We start from the raw sequence: 20977 nt of genomic DNA on the forward strand, positions 1-20977 counted from the left end.
AGCACATATGTGCGAACATCACCATGCCGCGAAGCATATTTTGTGCTCGCAGTGTGACATGCTGGTGGCGTTACCGCGCCTGGAGCATGGTCAGAAAGCGGCATGTCCACGATGTGGCACTACGTTAACGGTTGAGTGGGACGCGCCAAGGCAGCGTCCTACTGCCTATGTTTTAGCAGCGCTTTTCATGCTGCTTTTATCAAACCTCTTCCCTTTTGTGAATATGAACGTCGCAGGGGTAAGCAGCGAAGTGACGTTGCTGGAAATCCCCAGCGTGCTTTTCTCAGAAGATTACGCCAGCCTCGGCACGTTTTTTTTATTATTCGTCCAGTTGGTTCCCGCGTTTTGTTTACTGACTATTCTGCTGCTGGTGAACCGGGCCGAAATGCCCGGCTGGCTAAAGGCCCGGCTGGCGCGCGTCCTGTTTCAGTTGAAAAGCTGGGGGATGGCGGAAATCTTCCTCGCCGGAGTGCTGGTCAGTTTCGTTAAGCTGATGGCGTATGGTGATATCGGCGTGGGCAGCAGTTTCATCCCATGGTGTTTCTTTTGTGTTCTACAGCTACGGGCGTTCCAGTGCGTTGACCGCCGTTGGCTGTGGGATGATATTGCGCCAATGCCTGTCATTAAGCAGGAATTAAAGCCAGGCGTGCCCGGTATCCGGCAGGGGCTGCGTTCTTGTTCCTGCTGCACCGCGATTCTTCCCGCTGACGAACGGGTGTGCCCACGCTGCGAGACCAAAGGCTACGTGCGTCGTAAAAACAGTTTGCAATGGACGCTGGCGTTATTGTTCACGTCAATCATGCTTTATCTTCCTGCCAACATCCTGCCGATCATGATCACCGATTTGCTCGGTTCCAGGTTGCCGTCAACGATTCTTGAAGGCGTAGTTTTGATCTGGAGCGAGGGTTCTTATCCAGTGGCGGCGGTTATCTTTATCGCCAGTATTATGGTGCCGACGTTGAAAATGATTGCCATTGCCTGGCTATGTTGGGATGCCAAGGGGCACGGCAAACGTGACAGTGAACGTATGCACTTGATTTATGAAGTGGTGGAATTTGTCGGTCGCTGGTCAATGATCGACGTTTTTGTGATTGCGGTACTCTCTGCGCTGGTGCGTATGGGGGGGTTAATGAACATTTATCCTGCAATGGGTGCTTTGATGTTTGCTTTAGTCGTCATTATGACAATGTTTTCTGCGATGACATTTGATCCGCGTCTGTCGTGGGACCGTGAACCAGAACCAGATCATGAGGAGTCCTGACAGCATGGAATCTAAAAGTGGGGAAGCCAAAGTGCAGAAGGTGAAAAACTGGTCGCCCGTGTGGATATTCCCAATCGTTACTGCGCTCATTGGCGCGTGGGTCCTGTTTTATCACTACAGCCATCAAGGGCCGGAAGTCACGCTGATTACCACCAATGCCGAAGGGATTGAAGGGGGCAAAACGACGATTAAAAGCCGCAGCGTCGATGTCGGTATCGTCGAGAGCGCCACTCTGACGGATGATTTGACCCATGTGGAGATTAAAGCTCGCCTTAACTCCGGAATGGAAAAGCTGCTGCATAAAGACTCTGTTTTTTGGGTTGTTAAGCCGCAGGTTGGACGTGAAGGTATCAGCGGCCTGGGCACGCTATTGTCTGGGGCATATATTGAACTGCAGCCCGGCAATAAAGGGAATAAGCTAGAAAATTACCAACTACTGGACTCACCGCCGCTGGCACCGCCAGATGCGAAAGGGATCCGCGTGATACTGGACAGTAAAAAAGCCGGGCAGTTAAGCCCGGGCGATCCGGTATTGTTCCGTGGTTATCGCGTGGGTTCGGTTGAGACCAGTACCTTTGATGCGCAAAAACGTACTATCAGTTACCAGCTCTTCATCAATGCGCCTAATGATCGTCTGGTGACCAGCAATGTACGTTTCTGGAAAGACAGCGGGATCGCCGTGGATCTTACCTCTGCAGGTATGCGCGTAGAAATGGGATCGCTCTCCACGCTGTTTGGTGGTGGCGTAAGTTTTGATGTGCCAGAAGGCTTAGAACAAGGTGAACCGGTTGGGCAACAGTCCGCGTTTAATCTTTATGACGATCAAAAAAGTATTCAGGATTCCCTGTATACGGATCATATTGATTACCTGATGTTCTTTAAGGATTCGATTCGTGGTTTGCAGCCAGGCGCACCGCTGGAGTTCCGCGGTATTCGTTTGGGGACGGTAAGTAAAGTACCTTTCTTCTCACCGAATATGCGTCAGGTATTTAACAATGATTATCGTATTCCAGTACTGGTACGTATCGAACCAGAACGCCTGAAAGCACAGCTGGGCGAGGACACTGATGTTGGCGCTCATCTGGAGCAATTGCTCAAACGTGGATTACGCGCATCGCTGAAAACCGGGAACCTGGTGACCGGCGCGCTGTATGTTGATCTCGACTTCTACCCGAAAGAACCGCCGATTACCGGCGTGCGCGAATTTAATGGTTACCAGATTATCCCGACGGTTAGTGGCGGTTTGGCGCAGATCCAGCAACGTCTGATGGAAGCGCTGGATAAGATTAATAATCTGCCGTTGAACCCGATGATTGAGCAGGCGACCAATACGTTGTCAGAAAGCCAGCGTACGATGAAGCATTTGCAAACTACGCTGGATAACATGAATAAGATCACGTCCAGTCAGTCAATGCAGGATCTTCCGGCAGATATGCAAAATACGTTGCGTGAACTTAATCGTAGCATGCAGGGCTTCCAGCCAGGATCTGCCGCCTACAACAAGATGGTGGCGGATATGCAGCGTCTTGATCAGGTACTGCGCGAACTGCAACCAGTACTGAAAACGTTGAACGATAAGAGCAATGCGCTGGTATTTGAAGCGAAGGACAAAAAAGATCCAGAGCCGAAGAGGGCGAAACAATGAAAAAGTGGCTAGTGGTGATGATGGCGGTCTGGCTGACGTCATGCAGCTCCAGCGGAGAAAATAAAAGCTATTATCAGCTTCCTATCGCGCAAGGTGGCGTCCAGAGCTCCGCCAACCAGGGTAACCGTCTGCTGTGGGTTGAGCAGATTGCGGTGCCGGACTATCTGGCGGGTAATGGGGTGGTTTACCAGACCAGCGATGTGCAATATGTGATAGCGAATAATAATCTCTGGGCCAGCCCATTAGATCAGCAATTGCGCAATACGCTGGTGACGAACCTCAGTATGCAATTACCTGGCTGGGTTGTTGCATCGCAGCCGCTGGGAAGCACGCAGGATACGTTGAACGTCACTGTAACCGGCTTCCACGGCAGGTACGATGGGAAGGTTATCGTAAGCGGCGAATGGCTACTGAATCACCAGGGACAGTTGATTAAACGCCCATTCCACATCGAAGCTGTGCAGACTAAGGACGGCTACGATGAGATGGTGAAGGTTCTCGCCAACGCCTGGAGCCAGGAAGCGACGGCAATTGCTCAAGAGCTAAAACGCATTCCTTAAGCTTAAATAATTGTAAATTATACCGCCCCTGGTTCGTTGCCCGGGGCGGTTTTTTTTGCGTGAAGATAACTGTTCTGACTGATTATTTTTGTACAAATGATTTTGCGGGTAGCTCACAAATATGACACTGGCGTGAATTTTGCGCATTGACGAGCCTGATGTTTAGGGGTATTCGTTTAGTGTGATTGCACACTTAGTAATCACTGTTTTCTTTTCCACCAGAACTAAAGATGAGGGAAACGAGGCATGAAGAGACAAAAACGAGATCGCCTGGAACGGGCACATCAACGTGGATATCAGGCCGGCATTGCCGGACGCTCAAAAGAAATGTGTCCCTATCAGACGCTGAATCAGAGATCATACTGGCTGGGAGGCTGGCGAGAAGCCATGGGGGATAGGGTTTTAATGGCCTGATTCTGTCTCTTTAGATAAAAGAAACCTCCGCAGAGCGGAGGTTTCGCCTTTTTGCAGACCGGATAAGGCGTTTATGCTGTCATCCGACAACGACGCAATGCCTGATCTCGGCGATTAGAACGCGGAAGTATCCTGGAAGAGGCCTACTTTCAGATCGTTTGCGGTGTAGATCAGACGACCATCAACCAGCACTTCACCATCAGCCAGGCCCATGATCAGGCGACGGTTAACGATGCGTTTGAAGTGAATGCGGTAAGTGACTTTCTTCGCGGTCGGCAGAACCTGACCGGTGAATTTCACTTCGCCTACGCCCAGCGCGCGGCCTTTACCTTCGCCGCCCAGCCAGCCGAGATAGAATCCAACTAACTGCCACATGGCATCCAGACCCAGGCAGCCTGGCATTACCGGATCACCGATGAAGTGGCATCCGAAGAACCACAGGTCCGGGTTGATATCCAGTTCAGCTTCAACATAACCTTTGTCAAAGTTGCCACCGGTTTCGGTCATCTTAATGACACGGTCCATCATCAGCATGCTTGGTGCAGGCAGTTGTGGGCCTTTTGCGCCAAACAGCTCACCGCGACCAGAGGCAAGAAGGTCTTCTTTTGTATAGGATTCGCGTTTATCTACCATGTTCTCTGTAAGCCTTATTTTATTGAAGCACGCAGGATAGCTAACACGTGTACGCTGAACAAGTCCGATCAGTTCGGAATAATCCAGTTCAACCAACGTAGCGGCCATGGAAAACGATGACGGCCTTCCTGCTGCGTTGCTGTCGCAATGCGCTCCTGGATGGTTTGCATCAGCGTTGTCTGGCCTTCGCCATCCCACACCAGATTTAATAACAGCGGCAACGCATCGGTCACGTCGTCCACCGCCCAGATAGTGAATTTTTCTTCTTCTATCGCCTGTAGCAGCGCTGGTTGCAGGCTCAGATGCCTGACGTTAGCTGATGGAATGATAACGCCCTGTGTGCCTGTCAGCTCACGCTGCTGACAGATGGCGAAGAAACCTTCAATTTTCTCGTTCAGACCGCCGACAGGTTGCGCCCGACCAAATTGATCGACGGAACCAGTAATGGCGATGCTTTGATTCACAGGGACGTCGGCGAGGGCGCTAATCAATGCACACAATTCCGCCATCGACGCGCTGTCACCGTCTACTTCGCTGTATGATTGCTCAAAGGTCAGCGAGGCTGAGAAAGGAATTTGCTGTTCCAGCTGGAGTTCAGACATCAGGAACGCCTGCATAATCATCATGCCTTTGGCATGAATATTTCCTCCCAGCTCGGCTTTGCGCTCAATATCTGTGAATTCGCCATCGCCAATATGCACCACGCAGCTGATGCGTGATGGTTCCCCAAACGCGCGAGGATGACCCGGAAACTCAATGACCGACAGGGCGTTGATCTGACCAATTCGCTCGCCTTCCGTTTCGATAAGGATTTGCTCTTGCAGGATCTCATCCTGCATACGTTCGGCCAGGAATCCTTCCCGCCATTCGCGCTGCGCCAGCATCAGGCTGAACTGTTCCGCTGTGCAGGTTTCGCTCTCGCATAGCGGGGCCACTTCTTTGAACTGTCGGATGATCCACAAGGGGTTAAGCGGCAACGTATCCTGTTCGCCGGTATAGCGCACCGCTTCGCGGATCAGAACCTGCCAGGCATCAGGCGCGGGGTAGGGCAAATTGTTGCGCGTGGCGGTATGCGTTACCCACTGGCACCACTGTGTCATGGTTTCGGCATCGACTATCTGCAGGTTGTCTTCAAATTCGCTGTAAATGGCCTGCTCAGCCAGTTCTGGCTCCATGTCCTGAAAATCCGCCAGTGATTCGCGTTCACCGACTAAAATCACTTTCAGTTTAAGCGGCATAGGCGGAACGGAAACGGGTAATGGGCGAGACTCATCAAAAGCTACCCAGTCAAAACGCTCGTGGCTGACGATGGCTTTCAGGCGCATCCACAGCAGTGGCTGGGCCAGCAGCGTGCGTAATGAGATAACCAACACCCCGCCATTCGCCTGATGTACCAGACCTGGCTGCAGCGTAATGTCGCCATTGAACTGACGCAGACAGCCAAACAGTTGTTCGGCTTCAACCCAGTCAGCGTTGACCACCTGAGTTAACGTCGCAAAATTGTCTTCTGCTTTTTCTGCTGTACGATACCGGATAGTGTGACCAGAGATATCATAATGACCTCCAGTCAGGCGCCCTGCATCCGTGTGTAGTGTACGTGCGGCTGTCGCAATAAGGTTAAGGTATTCAAGCTCTTCTGGCGCTTTTACCAGCATGAACGAGGACGTCGTCCAGTGCTGCAGAAGCTGCTCTAGCGCGAATTGTAAACGTGGCTGAGTATCACTAAGTAAGGTATCGGTGTCGTCAGTGACGTGCGGCTGTGCAAATACTTCCTGATAACTGTCGGTATCAGGAACCAGATCACGCCATGCAAGTTTCGTAATGGTCAAAGTTGATGTTTTTTAGTCTGTTGTTAAAAACGAGATTATACCGTAACCCTCATCACTACACACCTGGAAAGCACTGCGAAACGGTTGTGATGACGCGCGGCAGTTCACAGGCTGGATATTCTTTTCTTCAGTTGCTCAAAAAGCTGATATTCTGATAAGAGTTACACGGTAACATTGAGATCGCAATGAAATATCAACAACTTGAAAATCTTGAAAGCGGCTGGAAGTGGAAGTATCTGGTGAAGAAGCATCGTGAGGGGGAATTAATAACCCGTTACGTGGAGGCCAGCGCTGCCAAAGAAGCCGTTGATTTATTGCTAACCCTCGAAAATGAACCGGTTCGGGTTAATACCTGGATTGAAGAACACATGAACCCTGCGCTACTCAATCGTATGAAACAGACCATACGGGCGAGGCGCAAGCGGCACTTTAATGCTGAGCATCAGCATACGCGAAAGAAATCTATCGATCTGGAGTTTATGGTTTGGCAACGCTTAGCTGGCCTTGCGCAGCGGCGGGGTAAAACGCTTTCTGAAACCATTGTGCAACTGATTGAAGATGCGGAGCATAAAGAGAAGTACGCGAATAAAATGTCGACCTTAAAACAGGATTTACAGGCACTACTCGGAAAAGAGTAGTGGCAGGGTGGTTTAATGGGTGACGTAGTAGTGTGCTTTGATTAAAACACAGATGAAAAAAAACCCCGCGATGCGGGGTTTTTTTATAAGACGATAACTTAAGCCTGAGGCTGAGTTACAACGTCTTTGATACCTTTAACTTCGATCTCAACACGACGATCCGGAGCCAGGCAGTCGATCAGTGCAGCGCGAGCTTTCACGTTGTCACAGGTGTTGCCAGTAACCGGGTTAGATTCGCCCATGCCACGTGCAGAGATTTTGTCAGAAGGAATACCTTTAGAGATCAGGTAATCAACAACGGACTGAGCACGTTTCTCAGACAGACCCTGGTTGTAAGCGTCAGAACCGATGCGGTCAGTGAAGCCCAGAACCACTACGGAACCGTCTTTCGGATCCAGGTTGCTCAGCTGGCTGTACATCTGGTCCAGAGCCTGCTGGCCTTCTGGTTTCAGAGTTGCTTTGTTGAAGTTGAACAGAACGTCAGACTTCAGAGTGAAGTGCTTGGTCTGTACTTCTGGAGCCGGAGCCGGAGCAACAACTACTGGAGCTGCTTCTTCCTGCTGGCCGAAACGGTAAGAAACACCAACGCTTAACAGACCGTTATCCGGACGACCGCCAACGGTGTTCGCGTCACCGATGTTGTTGGTCCACTGGTATTCCAGACGGGTAGCGATTTCAGGAGTAATTGCATACTCTACGCCACCAGCGAATACTGGGGATACACCAGTGTCGTGGTCTTTGAAGCCTTCGTTGTTTTTAGCGTCTGCACGCCAAACCATACCACCCAGACGGGTATAAACGTCCAGATCGTCAGTGATTGGGTAACCCAGTTTAGCGGTCAGCTGAACGCCCTGAGCTTTGAAAGCGCCGTTTTGATGAGTCTGGTCGGTGTAGCCTTTGTACGGCATACGGCCTAACCAGTCGTAACCCATTTCAAAACCTACGTACGGGTTAACCTGATAACCACCGAACGCACCAGCACCCAGTTGGCTTTCGTGGGTAGGACCGGCGTTGTTGATCTGGTTGTTGCCAACATCATGGTACTGAGACCAGCCCAGTTTAGCACCAGCGTACCAGGTGTTATCTTTCGGAGCGGCCTGCGCCACGGTAGCGAAACCAGCCAGTGCCACTGCAATTGCGATAGCTGTCTTTTTCATTTTTTGCGCCTCGTTATCATCCAAAATTCGCCATGAATATCTCCGAAGAGAGATAACACGGTTAAATCCTTCACCCGGGGACCAGTTCAATAGTTACTCTACCGATATCTGCGGCTTACGCCGAGCACCCCTGGCGATGTAAAGTCTACAACGTAGTTGAAAACTTACAAGTGTGAAGTCCGTCAGGCATATGAAAAAAAAAGGCTTGTATACATAATATTTAACATTTATTGATGACTAAATGCACTGAGGATTTCCTGAAAACCGCTTGAGACAGGCGTTCGGACGAAAAACGCGTTAAAGCTCAAAGGCAAATTGAAGCATGAAAAAAAATTCCAGGATAAATCCTAATTTTACTCAATGATACAAATTCGAGTGAATTTTTAGCCCGGAATGCTGTCTCCCCGCAAGTGACTGTGCGCGAACAGGACGCATGATAAATCCCATAGCATTTCCTACATCAGCCGCTTTTACCAGCTCGGCATGTTCATCTTCCGTCAATTCTTCTGCCAGCCAGCCGATAACGACGCTGTAATTACCTGTGCGCAGCGCTCGAATCATCGATTCCAGCGTATTGCAGGGGGAGAGCTGGCTAATCTGCATTACTTTTGTCAATGGAAGTCCGGCCGACTGCACCCACTCCCGACTTAATTTTTGCTGAGGCGTCAGCCACAGCTGCCAGCGTGATTGCTGCCCTAACTGTTGCAGGAGGGGAAGCAGCAGTAGTTGCGTCATCATGGGCTGGTCCTCGCGATAGACTACTTCACTGATAAGCCCAGCGGTTGCGTTCTCTGATGAAACGCGCGCAATGTTGCTTGATGCGGAAGAGAACGACGAAGAACGATTTGCATAGCCTGAAGTGTACATAATCAATCCAGCCCTGTGAGTTACTGTATGGATATACAGTAACCCTGCTATCAACAAAGATCAACCTTATTTTCGGAAACAGGTTCGCAATTTTTAGTCGTAGTTACGGGAAAAATAAAATTCATCTTGCCCCATGCGAATAAGTTGCCTATTTTCGTCATTAACGGATCTGCTACTGAAAATCATTTGCTTACGTTATGATTTAAAAGGATTTTTATGAAAGAACTTTCTTATGCAAAGATCTATAAATCACAAGAATATCTGGCATCTCTGGGAACCATTCATTATCGCTCACTGTTTGGCAGCTACAGTTTGACGGTTGGGGATACGGTCTTTGCGATGGTCGCCAGCGGTGAGTTATATCTTCGGGCCTGCGAGCAGAGCGTACAGTACTGTGTAAAAAATCCGCCTGTCTGGCTGACATTTATAAAGCGCGGGCGTCCGGTGGTACTCAACTACTATCAGGTGAATGATGCGCTGTGGCAAAACCAGCAGCAGTTAGTGTCGTTATCGCGGTACTCATTGGATGCTGCTGTTAAGGAAAAACAGAGTCGCTTTGCTCAACATCGTCTGCGGGAACTACCAAATATGACGTTTCATCTGGAGACCCTGCTAAATGAAGCAGGAATTAAAGATGAGGGAACATTGCGAACGTTGGGCGCCCAAATGTGCTGGCTGAAACTGCGGCAAAATAATCCAGCCCTGACGGTAAAAATACTTTATGCCCTTGAAGGCGCGGTCGGTGGCGTGCATGAAGCAGCGCTCCCGGCGGTCCGTCGCCAGGAGCTGGTGGAGTGGGTCAGTTCCCTGACGCCGAAGCCGGGGTATTAGAAGGCAGCACGGCAATTTGCTGTTGTAATCGCCGGATTTCCGGTAGCAGGGCGATCAATAACCCAACCTGCTGTATAACAAGCGGTTCTTTACTATCCGGACGTGGCTCAAGATGCTGAATTCGATGCTTTAGCCCCTCCAGCGCCTGGTAGACGCGCTGTTCGTCTGCGGGTTGATAGTGAAGCGCGTCATCAACGTAGCAGACGGCATCATCCAGTAATGCCAGAACTTCCGGGTTGGTTAACTGTTCGCGGTGTGCGCCAAGGGCGGAAATGTAACTGGTAAACGTATGATTGAGGCACAGCAAGCGAAATGCTGTTTCTCGCGTTTGGGCCGTGACATCCGGTTCACTCGACATGTTCGACACCACGGAGGCAAGCTCTGCATCACGATTGTGCGCGTCACGACGGGCGATACGGTATGCCATACGATTATCACGACCCTGATGATATTGTTCAAGAATAGCATCGAGGTAACGACAGTTTGCGTCAGTGGCCCGCTCAATGACACGCGGCAGGTTACGAAAACGCCAGTCTGGCCAGATAAAACTGACGGCTGCCCAAGCGATGGCACACCCAATCAGCGTATCGATGACGCGCGGCAGCGCCACTTCGAAACCTTCACCGAGCAGATTAAAGCACAGCAATACCAGCAGCGTGATAAACATCGTGGCGTGTGCATACTGGACGTTGCGAAAGGCAAAAAACAGTACGCCAGTGATCACCAAAAGTATCAACTGACCTTCCAGAGAGGGAACAAACCACAGAATAGGCAAACCAATGGCGATCCCTACCAATGTGCCGATAATCCTTAGCGCCAGGCGATGTCGGGTGGCGTTGTAGTTTGGCTGACAGACAAACAGACTGGTCAGCAGGATCCAGTATCCGTGGTTCATCCCGGTAATCTGGATGATGGCATAGCCGACACAAAGCACCAGCGACATGCGCACGGCATGGCGAAACAGGGCTGACTCAGGCGTAAAATTACGGCTCAGACGTAACCAGATATCGCTGAACCCATGCGGACTGTCATCGGCAAGCTGATTTTCAGACTCATTACGCGAGAGTACCTGGGCCTGTTCTGACTCGATGGTGGCCAGTTGGGCGTCGATAGCTCGCAGGTTTGAGAGCAAAAATCCCAGCGTGTTGAGCAGGTCTGCAGGCGCACCGCTCGCACGCATACGCTCCAGGGCGGCATCTATATGCGTGAAGACGCGCTCAAAGTGCGGATCGTGCTGGTAAGGCGTGCGTAATAAAATACAGCGGGACAACTGGGTGCAGGCTTGCCCCTGCATCGACATCAAGCGCTGGAAGCGAAACATTACGTCGCTGTGACGGAAATGGTCGCGTAGCGTTTGATACTGAATATGTGAGGAGCTGGCGCGTTCGTGAATATCCTGCGCTACAAAATAGTAATGTAGCGTTCGACGCGTTCCGCGCTGTCCGCGGTCACCGCGCAGGCGAGTCAGTAACGATACTTTGGTCTGGTTTAGCGTCGCCATCAATTGCCCATTAGCGAGGGCCAAATCATATAACGGTGCCTGGCTTTCATCTTCAATGTCGGGATCAAAAAGGCGTGATTTCAGTTCCAGGTAGTGCGCTAACTGTTCGTAGCTACGCGCAAGGTTGTCCTGTAGTGGGCGGATGGGGAACAGGAGATGCCCGGTCAGCGTCAGAAGGTTGTACCAGATAGCACCAGCGAGCAACAGGATCGGCTGCTGATACCACTGATCGTAAAGCGACGTTCCCAGCATGGTATAAATGGCAATCAACAACGCACCAAAAGCGATGGTTGCATAGCGCTGGCCTAACCCCCCCAGCAGAATGAAGCCGCTGGTGGAAAGCGTTAATCCAATGGCAAACAGCCATGGCCATGGGAAGAGCAGTTCGACAGAGGCCGAGGCAATAAAAAAGCAGATCAGCGTGATGATCAAATTGCGCAGCCGGCCAGCGAGACGATCGTCCAGATCGGTCAGCGCGGCAGCGACCATACCCAGCGTGAGCGGGATGGTCAGCTTAACATCGCCCAGCCACCAGGGCAGCGCTGTGGTGCCACAAAGCGCGATAAAAATTCTCACGTAGTACAGCCAGGTGCTGTTCCAGGTATAGCGTTTAAGCAGTGGACTTAACATAAAGGCCATCAGTCCTGATTATTCAAAGCGACGGCGCGCATTGGCTTCACGCGCAGCGCGGGCAACTTCGACTGAAACCACCCGGCGACCCACCGGCCAGAGTGCAATAGCAGCGATTTTAAAGTTCGCAATGCCCACCGGAATACCAATAATCGAAATGCACTGGGCAATACCGGAGACAATGTGCATCAGGCACAGCCACCAACCGAAGAAAATCAGCCAGAAAATATTGAGCAATGTGCCACCGGTATTAAGAAGCACGTTTTTCCCTGCCGGATTAAGTTCATCGACATGAATCGCTTCGTTGCCATAGGGAAACAGCGAGAGTCGGGTTATTTCCCAGCACGAACGGGTCAAGGGTAATGTAAAAATAAGCACAATACTGACCAGCGTAGCCAATAACCAGGCCAGGGTGGTGGCGAACCCACCCAGCACAAAATTTAAAATATTCAGAACAGTACGCATAAACCCTCGGTTAACTCTGGTTTTCTGTGAATTCGGCAATTGTAACGTTTTTTTGGGCTGGAGCACGTTTTCTCTGGCGGTTACACTGATAAGCAAACCTCTTCGTGTGGATCCGCTTGAGTCTTATGGAACTGAAAGCAACTTCTCTTGGAAAACGTCTGGCACAACACCCTTACGATCGGGCCGTTATTCTCAATGCCGGGATTAAAGTTTCCGGCGATCGTCACGAGTATCTTATTCCCTTCAATCAGTTGCTGGCTATTCATTGCAAACGCGGCCTGGTATGGGGAGAGCTGGAGTTTGTACTCCCGGATGAGAAGGTGGTTCGCCTTCACGGTACAGAGTGGGCGGAAACCCAACGCTTCCATCATCATTTAAATGCGCTCTGGCAACAGTGGAGCCAGGAAATGAGTGACGTTGCTGCGGGGGTTTTACAGCAGCAGTTGGATGCGATTGCATCCCGGACAAGTGAAAATAAATGGCTGACGCGTAGCCAAATCTCAGGATTGCAACAGCAGATCCTCCGAGCCTTTGCCGCATTGCCGCTACCGGTGAAGCGGCTGGAAGAATTTGAAAATTGCCGGGAGGCGTTACGCCAATGCCAGGCATGGTTGCAGGATATTGAGGCCTGTCGTTTACAGCACAATCAGGCCTATACCGATGCGATGCTGGCAGAGCATGCCGAGTTTTTCCAGCACATTGAATCTTCGCCGCTGAACCCTGCCCAGGCACGCGCGGTGGTGAATGGTGAGCAAGCATTATTGGTGCTTGCAGGGGCGGGAAGCGGCAAAACATCGGTTCTTGTCGCTCGTGCGGGTTGGTTGTTAGCGCGAGGCGAGGCGGCGGCTGAACAAATTCTGTTGCTGGCGTTTGGACGCAAAGCAGCCCAGGAGATGGACGATCGCATCCGTGAACGTCTGCATACGGACGAGGTCACCGCGCGGACGTTTCATTCACTGGCGCTGCATATCATTTCACAGGGCAGCAAAAAAGTCCCGACAGTTAGCAAGCTTGAAAATGACGCCGTTGCGCGCAGCAAACTCTTCATTACTACCTGGCGTCAGCAGTGCAGCGAGAAAAAAGCGCAGGCCAAAGGCTGGCGACAGTGGTTAGAAGAAGAGATGCAGTGGTCTGTACCTGAAGGTAACTTCTGGGACGACGAAAAATTACAGCGGCGTTTGGCCTCCCGTCTCGATCGCTGGGTTAGCCTGATGCGTATGCATGGCGGAGCGCAGGCGGAGATGATTGCCAATGCCCCGGAGGAGATCCGCGACCTGTTCAGTAAACGCATAAAGCTCATGGCGCCCCTGCTCAAAGCCTGGAAGAGCGCCCTGAAGGACGAGAATGCCGTCGATTTTTCCGGGTTAATCCATCAGGCCATTGTTATTCTGGAAAAAGGGCGGTTTATTAGTCCCTGGAAGCATATTCTGGTCGATGAATTTCAGGACATTTCTCCTCAGCGTGCCGCCTTGTTGGCCGCGCTACGCAAGCAAAACTCGCAGACTACGCTGTTTGCCGTAGGCGATGACTGGCAGGCCATTTACCGGTTTAGCGGGGCGCAACTATCTCTGACCACCGCGTTCCAGCAAAACTTTGGCGAGGGCGATCGCTGTAATCTGGATACGACTTACCGTTTCAATAGCCGTATTGGCGAGGTCGCAAATCAGTTTATCCAGCAGAATCCTCATCAGCTTACGAAACCGCTCAACAGCCTGATGACAGGGGATAAAAAAGCCGTCACCTTGCTTGATGAAAACCAGTTGGATCTGCTGTTGGATAAACTGTCGGGTTTTGTGAAAACAGAAGAGAGAATTCTGGTCCTGGCGCGATACCATCATCTGAAACCGACCAGTCTGGAGAAAGCGTCTACCCGCTGGCCTAAGCTACAGCTGGATTTTATGACTATCCATGCCAGTAAAGGGCAGCAAGCGGACTACGTTATTGTCGTCGGTCTTCATGAGGGTAATGATGGCTTTCCTGCGCCAGCCCGCGAGTCGATTATGGAAGAGGCGTTACTCCCGCCGGTTGAAGATTTTCCGGATGCCGAAGAGCGAAGGCTGCTGTATGTGGCACTAACGCGCGCACGTCACCGGGTGTGGTTGCTGTTCAATAAAGAAACACCATCGTGTTTTGTTGATGAGCTTAAGCGACTGGATGTACCCGTAACGAGGAAACCCTGAAATGCAGGCGGTAGTTGCCGCCTGCCTGGGCATTATTTGAGGCGTTCTGCCAGATAACGGGCGTAATCCGGAATTAGTATGTCCGTCGCATCGTTGAAGTTTGGCGACTGGATAATAAAATCGGCGGTCGACACGTTGGTGGCGACCGGAATGTTCCAGACTGTGGCCAGGCGCAGTAGGGCTTTGACATCAGGATCGTGGGGAACGGCGTTGAGCGGATCCCAGAAGAAGATCAGCACATCTATTTTCCCTTCTGAAATCAGCGCGCCCACCTGCTGGTCACCCCCCATTGGACCGCTCAGCATCGCGTTGACGTCCATTCCTGTCGCGCGTTGAATTAAGTTGCCTGTTGTTCCCGTGGCATACAGAACGTGTTTTTCCAGCAACGGCTGGTGGCGTTCCACCCAGCTCATCAACATCTTTTTACAGTGATCGTGTGCCACCAGCGCAATATGCTTACGCGCTGGCAATGTGCGAGTCGTTAATTCCATAGTACAGCTCCCAAGTTAACCTTGTTACAGAGTACTGGAAGCACTTGACGCTGCAAGAGAAAGACAAAAAAAATGCGTATGGGAACATAAATGTCATGAAGAAGGCTGTTTCTGGGCCCACTGCAGAAAGTTACTTCGCGTTTGGGCGTCGGCCTGCTCAAACCAAAATTTTAATCGTTGCTCGGTCAGCGTTTGCGACTGAGGCGGCACCCGATCCAGTTCAGACACCCCAGAAAGCAGCGAGCTGTCGTCGGCCATCATGGTGGCGAATTGTGGCAATGACGCATGTTTAGCCGCTTTGTTATAGCGCTCAGTTTCCATTTCATAATCCACGATTTTCGCCGTCGAGGTGATTGACAGAATATCCAGCTTAACGGGGATAGGCATGGCGTCCCCATCCAGCAGTTCCACACGAGGTGCATCATCGAAATGTGAGGCATCCCGCTCATTGTTGAGACGAGGAAGATGAAAATTAACCTGGCTGACGAGCTGAGTATCAAAGCTGATAACCAACGGAGGGGAAATATACAGACGTTCTTCGTGGCTGGACAAGCGAAGGGTTTTTTCTACGCGAAATACAAGCTGGTGCCGACCATTTTCCAGCTCAATACTGTCGGCACCACGCAGTAATGAGCTGGAGACTTTTTTTCCGTCCAGCACCAGAAGGTCAATTTCACTCGACAGACGTAAAGAGGTAGCAAAAACGGTTACCGGCAAACACAGAGCAATCAAGGCTGTCACAATGCCGGCTTTCATAGGTCTCTCCTGTCCAGAAAATATCTGCATCAGATGTATCTAAATTTTTCGATGATCATGTTTACTAACATATAGACATATTTTTGAGTTTAGCTCTCATGCGCCAGTATGGGATGAATGGTTGCAAGGCCAGGTTTGTCGTACACTTTGTTAAACAGCCTGGAGGAAGACGATGAAAGAGACCGATATTGCTGGCATTTTGACATCTACCCGTACGATTGCACTGGTTGGTGCAAGCGATAAACCCGATCGTCCAAGCTATCGGGTAATGAAGTATTTACTCGATCAGGGCTATCACGTTATTCCCGTTTCGCCAAAAGTTGCCGGGAAAACGCTGTTGGGGCAACAGGGGTACGCGACGCTGGCGGATGTGCCGGAGAAAGTGGATATGGTGGATGTCTTCCGCAATTCAGAAGCGGCGTGGGGCGTTGCTCAGGAGGCTATCGCCATCGGTGCGAAGACCTTATGGATGCAGCTTGGTGTGATTAACGAGCAGGCAGCCGTACTGGCGCGTGACGCGGGGCTGGCGGTGGTCATGGATCGCTGCCCAGCGATTGAGATCCCGCGCCTGGGACTGGCGAAGTAAGGTTGTGTTGTTGCCTTAAGGCACGTCGATAATCCGGCCCGCGTTGCTGGCCGGATTAGCAGCATAAACCCGATAAGCGAATTGCCATCGGGCTTTTGTTCGCATCAATTACGCAGACGCGGAGCCTGAAGCTGTTTACGGATTGTTCGCGCCAGTTCATCCATCGACGGTTGCTCCGGATGCTCTTCCTGTAGCTCGCCACTCAGCTGCGCTTCGGCCAGATACGTATGCACCGGCAGACCATTATCGTCTTCCATCACCACGTGATACCAGGGAGCGGCGCGAAGTTCGTCGTTAACCGCCAGCTCGTCGGCTGACGGTTCATCAAGCGAATATTCCGGGTCGATATCCACGACCACTCCGAGGTAACCTAACAGGGAATGGCGGACCTGCTGGCCGATACCGAATTTGCTGGCAATCATAGTCACCTCCCGGGAAATAGATACCCTCTATGTAAGGGTAATATTCCACTTTTCAAGTTACATGATGCGACAGGCAAACCCTTTCAGATACAGCCCTTCCGGGTAGGTAGCGATCACCGGGTGATCGGCGGCCTGACGGAACTGCTCTATAAATTGTACATCACGACCAGCATCTATTGCGGCATCAGCGATGATTTTCTGAAATAAATCGGTGGTCATCAGTCCGGAGCAGGAGAAGGTCAGCAATACGCCGCCGGGATTGAGCAATTGAATAGCCAGCATATTGATGTCCTTATAGCCGCGGCAGGCCCCCATCAACTGGCTTTTGTTTTCGACGAACTTCGGTGGATCCATCACAATGACATCAAATTTCTCACCGCGATCGCGGTAAGCGCGCAGCAGTTTGAATACGTCATCACGCACAAATTCAGCTTTGCTCAGATCCAGCTTGTTCAGTTCCACGTTCTGGCGGGCAATATCGAGCGCTTCCTGAGAAGTATCGACGCTGACCACCTGGCGGCATCCGCCCATTAATGCTGAGACCGCAAAGCCGCCGGTATAAGAGAAACAGTTCAGAACCCGTTGATTTTCTACATAACGACGCGTGGCCAGACGGCTGTCGCGTTGATCGAGGTAATAACCGGTTTTGTGACCGTGCTGAATATCAACCAGCAGCTTCATCCCGTGCTCTTCGATAGGCAGCAGGGCTGGCGGCACTTCGCCCGTTACCGGCCCTTGGGTCAGCTCCATTCCTTCTTTTTTACGCACGGCCACGTCGCTGCGGTCATAAATAGCGCAGTCCGGGAACACAATTTGCAGGGCGCTAATCAGCGCGGCGCGTTGATATTCAGCACCAGCGCTGAGCAGTTGCAATACCAGAAAGTTGCCGAAGCGGTCAATGGTGATGCCCGGCAGACCATCGGATTCTCCTGCGATCAGACGATAGCTGTCCAGCCCATCTTTTTTCGCCAGCCAGTCGCGCCATGTTTGCGCCTGTTGCAGACGACGGGTGAAGAAATCAATATCGATGGATTCTGACTTGTCGAATGTCCAGACGCGGGCACGGATCTGCGACGCAGGCGAGTACGCGCCGCGTGCTAACCATTTACCCTGATGGTCAACAATATCGATGGTTTCACCGAGGTTGGCTTTGCCTTCCATACGTGCGACAGCACCGGAAAATACCCACGGATGGCGGCGCAGTAATGATTTATCGCGCCCTTTGGCTAACACTAAACGAGGATAATGTGGAATTGTAGATTCAGTCATGCGGAGCAACCTCTCACAAACAGTGACGCGGGCTGGAGTAAAGTACCAACCTGAAACCATTAAAATAAAATGGCGCGTAGAGTAGCACAGATGATGAGGTCAATCATCAGCGTATGGCGCTGGGCGTTTCGGCACAAAACGCTATCACAGAGGCACAGTTTCTTTTATACCCACCGTTTACATTGCTATTTCTTAATCAGAAAAAGGAAATGTAATGAAAGCTCTCTACTCTCTGGCTACCGCCGCTATTGTCGCGTTGAGTTTTGATGCCTCTGCCGCCTCGACATTTCGCCTCACCAGCGCCGATATACCCGCTAACCTGCAATTAACTCAAAAACAAGTGTTTAAAGGGTTTGGCTGCAGTGGCGACAATATTTCCCCGCAACTTAGCTGGCAAAATCCGCCAACTGATGCCAAAAGTTTTGCCATTACGCTGTTTGATCCTGATGCGCCAACGGGAAGCGGCTGGTGGCACTGGACCATCGTAAATATTCCGGCTCAGGTCCACACGCTTCCTGGCGGAGCCAGCATGGATAAGTTACCCGCTGGAGCAGTTCAGGGACGCAATGATTTCGGTTATGCTGGATTCGGCGGCGCTTGTCCACCACCGGGCGATAAACCTCATCGCTATCAGTTTACCGTGTGGGCGTTAAATACCGACGCGTTGCCAATTGACAGTAACGCCAGCGGTGCGCTGGTCGGTTTTATGCTGAACAGGCACGTGATTTCAAAAGCTGAATTAACCGCCACTTACGCAACAAAATAAAGAGGATACATTGGTGCAGGATGTACATTTTCGCCATAACAACCTTACCACCGCTGAGGTGCGTTCCGGCCATCTGCACCGCCTGCACCGGGTTAAACTGTTTTCTGCTGCTATTTGCCATATTACGCAGGGAAGTAAGGTCATTATTCAGGATGACAATCGTCTGGTTGCAGGGCCGGGTGAGCTGATTATCATCCCGGCGAATACGCCTCTGGAGATTATTAATCAGCCGGAGCAGGGAGCATTTCGCTCGGATTTGCTATTGCTGTCGACGAGCATCCTTACCACGTTTAAAAATAACTGGGTCAAGGATTTCCCTCCGGCAAAATTGACGTCGCTATGCACGCCCATGAGTAACGGACTGGCATTTATGTGGGAAAGCCTGCTGGACGCTGTACGCCAGGACTTACCTGCAAAATTGCAGGAGCATCAGGCGATGGGATTATTGCTGGCGCTACTGCATGATGGTGTGGCGGGGCCTCTGCTTATCGAGCGGCGATTTAATCTGACTGAGCAGGTGCGACAACTTATTATGTTATCCCCTGCTAAGCTATGGACAGCTCAGGATATTGCCGGTCACTTGTCCATCGGTACTTCAACGTTACGCCGACGATTACAGATGGAATCGCAGAGTTACCGGCAGATAGTCGAAGAGGTGCGTATGTCCTGTGCGCTCTCTCAACTACAATCGACCACGCTGCCGATTGGCGAAATTGCGTTACGCTGTGGCTATCTGTCAGGCTCACGATTTACCGCAAGATTCCGCCAGCATTACGGATGCCTGCCGAAGCAGGTGCGCTGAGGCCTTGTAACTGTTCCTTCATTTATGTTGATAAGGAGAACCGCAATGTCACAAGTCTGCATAATCGCCTGGGTCTATGGTCGGGTTCAGGGGGTAGGATTTCGCTACACCACTCAGCATGAAGCGCAACGACTGGGATTGACCGGATACGCTAAAAATATGGATGATGGCAGCGTAGAGGTTGTCGCCTGCGGTGAAAGCGAACGGGTGGAACAGCTAATGAAGTGGTTAAAAGCCGGAGGGCCGAGCAGCGCCAGGGTAGAACGGGTTCTCAGTGAACCACACCGCCCTGGCGACGAGCTAAAGGGATTTAGTATCCGCTATTAAATACATTTGACCGGTTTCGGCAGGCCGGCAATTTTAGTCGCCTGCTTGGCCGGACCTTTTGGGAACAGACGGTAAAGATAACGGCTGTTGCCTTTCTCTTCGCCAAACTTGTTGGCCATCGCTTTTACCAGCATGCGGATAGCGGGGGATGTATTAAACTCCAGATAAAACTCGCGTACGAAACGCACCACTTCCCAGTGTTCGGGGGAGAGGTCGATACCTTCGTTTTCGGCGATTTTCTCCGCCAGCGGCTCGTTCCACAGCGTGGTATCTTTCAGATAGCCTTCGCTATCGGTCTCAATTTCCTGGCCTGCAAAAATGAACATAGTGCTCTGTCGATAAAGTAAAAACCGCTCCTAGTCTAGCAAATAAGGAGCGGCGTGAGAAACCTTGCCCTACAGAAGAAGCTGTAGCAGATTGTTGGCATTAAGCTTCTTCAGCGCGTTACATTTATACGTCGATACCTGCTTTTCGCTAATCTGCGTCATATGTGCAACATGTTTTACCGATTGTCCGTTAACCAGCCTGTCGAGAACATTGAACTCCATGCCTGTCAGACAACAGTTCAGGCTGCGTACCCGACGCGGCTCTTTAGCAAACATATACGGCGCATCCACGACGGCAAGTCTGTCATCAATGATATGCAAGGTCAGCGTGGTAAAACGCTTTCGCAAATGCGTTGCCAGTGCCCAGCCTTTTTCATTGCACACCAGATAAACGGTTCCCTCCCAGCGTCTGGCCTCCAGTTGCAGCAGAATGTCGACCAGCGCCAGATGCGTCCTCGCGACGGAAAAGCGGCAACGTACAACGAGGGTGTCGCAGGCCAGCAGCGAACGACGCCACTTTACCGTGCCGCACTTCACCTGAGTCGGAGCGTTACGGCGCAGAAGGGCATAGCGCAACCCTTCGGCATAAAAACGATTATTATCAAGAATGACGTAATTCAC

At 51.3% G+C, this 20977-nt stretch carries 23 protein-coding genes; 11 read left to right on the forward strand and 12 right to left on the reverse strand.

Annotation, left to right across the window (positions count from 1 at the left end):
* Positions 1–7 precede the first annotated feature (7 nt).
* From pqiA to rmf, 4 genes are all read left to right on the forward strand, one after another.
* Positions 8–1261, forward strand: coding sequence for a membrane integrity-associated transporter subunit PqiA (pqiA, locus tag FDX14_RS07845; RefSeq protein WP_061381846.1), 1254 nt, complete (start codon positions 8–10; stop codon positions 1259–1261).
* Between the two features lie 4 nt (positions 1262–1265).
* Positions 1266–2906, forward strand: coding sequence for an intermembrane transport protein PqiB (gene pqiB, locus FDX14_RS07850; protein WP_042314193.1), 1641 nt, complete (start codon positions 1266–1268; stop codon positions 2904–2906).
* Complete coding sequence (gene pqiC, locus FDX14_RS07855; RefSeq protein ID WP_114682366.1) at positions 2903–3466, forward strand: membrane integrity-associated transporter subunit PqiC; 564 nt, start codon at positions 2903–2905, stop codon at positions 3464–3466. The genes pqiB and pqiC overlap by 4 nt, the downstream gene beginning before the upstream one ends.
* Positions 3467–3712: 246 nt before the next feature.
* The gene (gene rmf / locus FDX14_RS07860) at positions 3713–3880 is read left to right on the forward strand and encodes a ribosome modulation factor (RefSeq protein ID WP_003035871.1); all 168 of its coding nucleotides are present in this window, start codon (positions 3713–3715) and stop codon (positions 3878–3880) included.
* 114 nt (positions 3881–3994) lie between these two features.
* On the opposite strand, the gene fabA is transcribed toward rmf, so the two are convergent.
* A complete protein-coding gene (gene fabA / locus FDX14_RS07865; RefSeq protein ID WP_003035875.1) occupies positions 3995–4513 on the reverse strand; it encodes a bifunctional 3-hydroxydecanoyl-ACP dehydratase/trans-2-decenoyl-ACP isomerase in 519 nt (172 codons plus the stop codon).
* A gap of 68 nt (positions 4514–4581) precedes the next feature.
* A complete protein-coding gene (locus FDX14_RS07870) occupies positions 4582–6342 on the reverse strand; it encodes an AAA family ATPase (RefSeq protein ID WP_137349309.1) in 1761 nt (586 codons plus the stop codon).
* Positions 6343–6527: 185 nt separating this feature from the next.
* On the opposite strand from FDX14_RS07870, the gene matP reads away from it, so the two are divergent.
* Complete coding sequence (matP, locus tag FDX14_RS07875) at positions 6528–6980, forward strand: macrodomain Ter protein MatP (RefSeq protein ID WP_042314187.1); 453 nt, start codon at positions 6528–6530, stop codon at positions 6978–6980.
* 98 nt (positions 6981–7078) lie between these two features.
* Here matP and ompA read toward each other — a convergent pair whose 3' ends face one another.
* Entirely contained in the window at positions 7079–8137 is a 1059-nt protein-coding gene (gene ompA / locus FDX14_RS07880; protein ID WP_042314186.1) for a porin OmpA, read from the reverse strand.
* 357 nt (positions 8138–8494) lie between these two features.
* Positions 8495–9004, reverse strand: a complete 510-nt coding sequence (gene sulA, locus FDX14_RS07885) for an SOS-induced cell division inhibitor SulA (RefSeq protein ID WP_042314183.1) — start codon at positions 9002–9004, stop codon at positions 8495–8497.
* A gap of 216 nt (positions 9005–9220) precedes the next feature.
* Here sulA and FDX14_RS07890 point away from each other — a divergent pair, with 216 nt between their 5' ends.
* Positions 9221–9835 carry a TfoX/Sxy family DNA transformation protein gene (locus FDX14_RS07890; RefSeq protein WP_079224781.1) on the forward strand — a complete coding sequence of 205 codons (615 nt, stop codon included), beginning with the start codon at positions 9221–9223 and terminating at the stop codon, positions 9833–9835.
* Here the strand turns inward: FDX14_RS07890 and yccS are convergent.
* Complete coding sequence (yccS, locus tag FDX14_RS07895) at positions 9804–11966, reverse strand: YccS family putative transporter (protein ID WP_042314206.1); 2163 nt, start codon at positions 11964–11966, stop codon at positions 9804–9806. The genes FDX14_RS07890 and yccS overlap by 32 nt on opposite strands.
* 18 nt (positions 11967–11984) lie before the next feature.
* A complete protein-coding gene (locus tag FDX14_RS07900; protein WP_038639436.1) occupies positions 11985–12431 on the reverse strand; it encodes a YccF domain-containing protein in 447 nt (148 codons plus the stop codon).
* A 125-nt stretch (positions 12432–12556) separates the two neighbouring features.
* Between FDX14_RS07900 and helD the strand changes: the two genes are divergently transcribed.
* Positions 12557–14611, forward strand: coding sequence for a DNA helicase IV (helD, locus tag FDX14_RS07905; protein ID WP_042314178.1), 2055 nt, complete (start codon positions 12557–12559; stop codon positions 14609–14611).
* 32 nt (positions 14612–14643) lie between these two features.
* Here helD and mgsA read toward each other — a convergent pair whose 3' ends face one another.
* Both mgsA and csgI read right to left on the reverse strand, forming a co-directional pair.
* On the reverse strand, positions 14644–15102 hold the full coding sequence (gene mgsA, locus FDX14_RS07910; protein WP_016152487.1) for a methylglyoxal synthase: 459 nt from the start codon (positions 15100–15102) through the stop codon (positions 14644–14646).
* Positions 15103–15195: 93 nt separating this feature from the next.
* A complete protein-coding gene (csgI, locus tag FDX14_RS07915) occupies positions 15196–15858 on the reverse strand; it encodes a curli synthesis inhibitor (protein WP_042314175.1) in 663 nt (220 codons plus the stop codon).
* A 172-nt stretch (positions 15859–16030) separates the two neighbouring features.
* Between csgI and FDX14_RS07920 the strand changes: the two genes are divergently transcribed.
* Positions 16031–16444 carry a CoA-binding protein gene (locus FDX14_RS07920; RefSeq protein ID WP_006685217.1) on the forward strand — a complete coding sequence of 138 codons (414 nt, stop codon included), beginning with the start codon at positions 16031–16033 and terminating at the stop codon, positions 16442–16444.
* A 104-nt stretch (positions 16445–16548) separates the two neighbouring features.
* Here FDX14_RS07920 and hspQ read toward each other — a convergent pair whose 3' ends face one another.
* Complete coding sequence (gene hspQ, locus FDX14_RS07925; RefSeq protein WP_038639447.1) at positions 16549–16866, reverse strand: heat shock protein HspQ; 318 nt, start codon at positions 16864–16866, stop codon at positions 16549–16551.
* A gap of 57 nt (positions 16867–16923) precedes the next feature.
* Positions 16924–18135, reverse strand: coding sequence for a 23S rRNA (cytosine(1962)-C(5))-methyltransferase RlmI (rlmI, locus tag FDX14_RS07930; RefSeq protein WP_042314173.1), 1212 nt, complete (start codon positions 18133–18135; stop codon positions 16924–16926).
* 214 nt (positions 18136–18349) lie between these two features.
* Between rlmI and FDX14_RS07935 the strand changes: the two genes are divergently transcribed.
* From FDX14_RS07935 to yccX, 3 genes are read left to right on the forward strand one after another with little or no spacing between them, the layout of a single operon-like run.
* The gene (locus FDX14_RS07935; protein WP_137349310.1) at positions 18350–18901 is read left to right on the forward strand and encodes a YbhB/YbcL family Raf kinase inhibitor-like protein; all 552 of its coding nucleotides are present in this window, start codon (positions 18350–18352) and stop codon (positions 18899–18901) included.
* 13 nt (positions 18902–18914) lie between these two features.
* The gene (locus tag FDX14_RS07940) at positions 18915–19703 is read left to right on the forward strand and encodes an AraC family transcriptional regulator (RefSeq protein WP_137349311.1); all 789 of its coding nucleotides are present in this window, start codon (positions 18915–18917) and stop codon (positions 19701–19703) included.
* Between the two features lie 45 nt (positions 19704–19748).
* Entirely contained in the window at positions 19749–20030 is a 282-nt protein-coding gene (yccX, locus tag FDX14_RS07945) for an acylphosphatase (RefSeq protein ID WP_042314167.1), read from the forward strand.
* Here the strand turns inward: yccX and tusE are convergent.
* Together tusE and FDX14_RS07955 are read right to left on the reverse strand one after the other, a co-directional pair.
* The gene (gene tusE, locus FDX14_RS07950; protein WP_042314164.1) at positions 20027–20356 is read right to left on the reverse strand and encodes a sulfurtransferase TusE; all 330 of its coding nucleotides are present in this window, start codon (positions 20354–20356) and stop codon (positions 20027–20029) included. The genes yccX and tusE overlap by 4 nt on opposite strands.
* A gap of 69 nt (positions 20357–20425) precedes the next feature.
* Entirely contained in the window at positions 20426–20977 is a 552-nt protein-coding gene (locus tag FDX14_RS07955) for a LuxR C-terminal-related transcriptional regulator (protein ID WP_061381841.1), read from the reverse strand.

Source organism: Citrobacter sp. wls710 (assembly GCF_005281115.1).
GTDB lineage: Bacteria > Pseudomonadota > Gammaproteobacteria > Enterobacterales > Enterobacteriaceae > Citrobacter > Citrobacter werkmanii.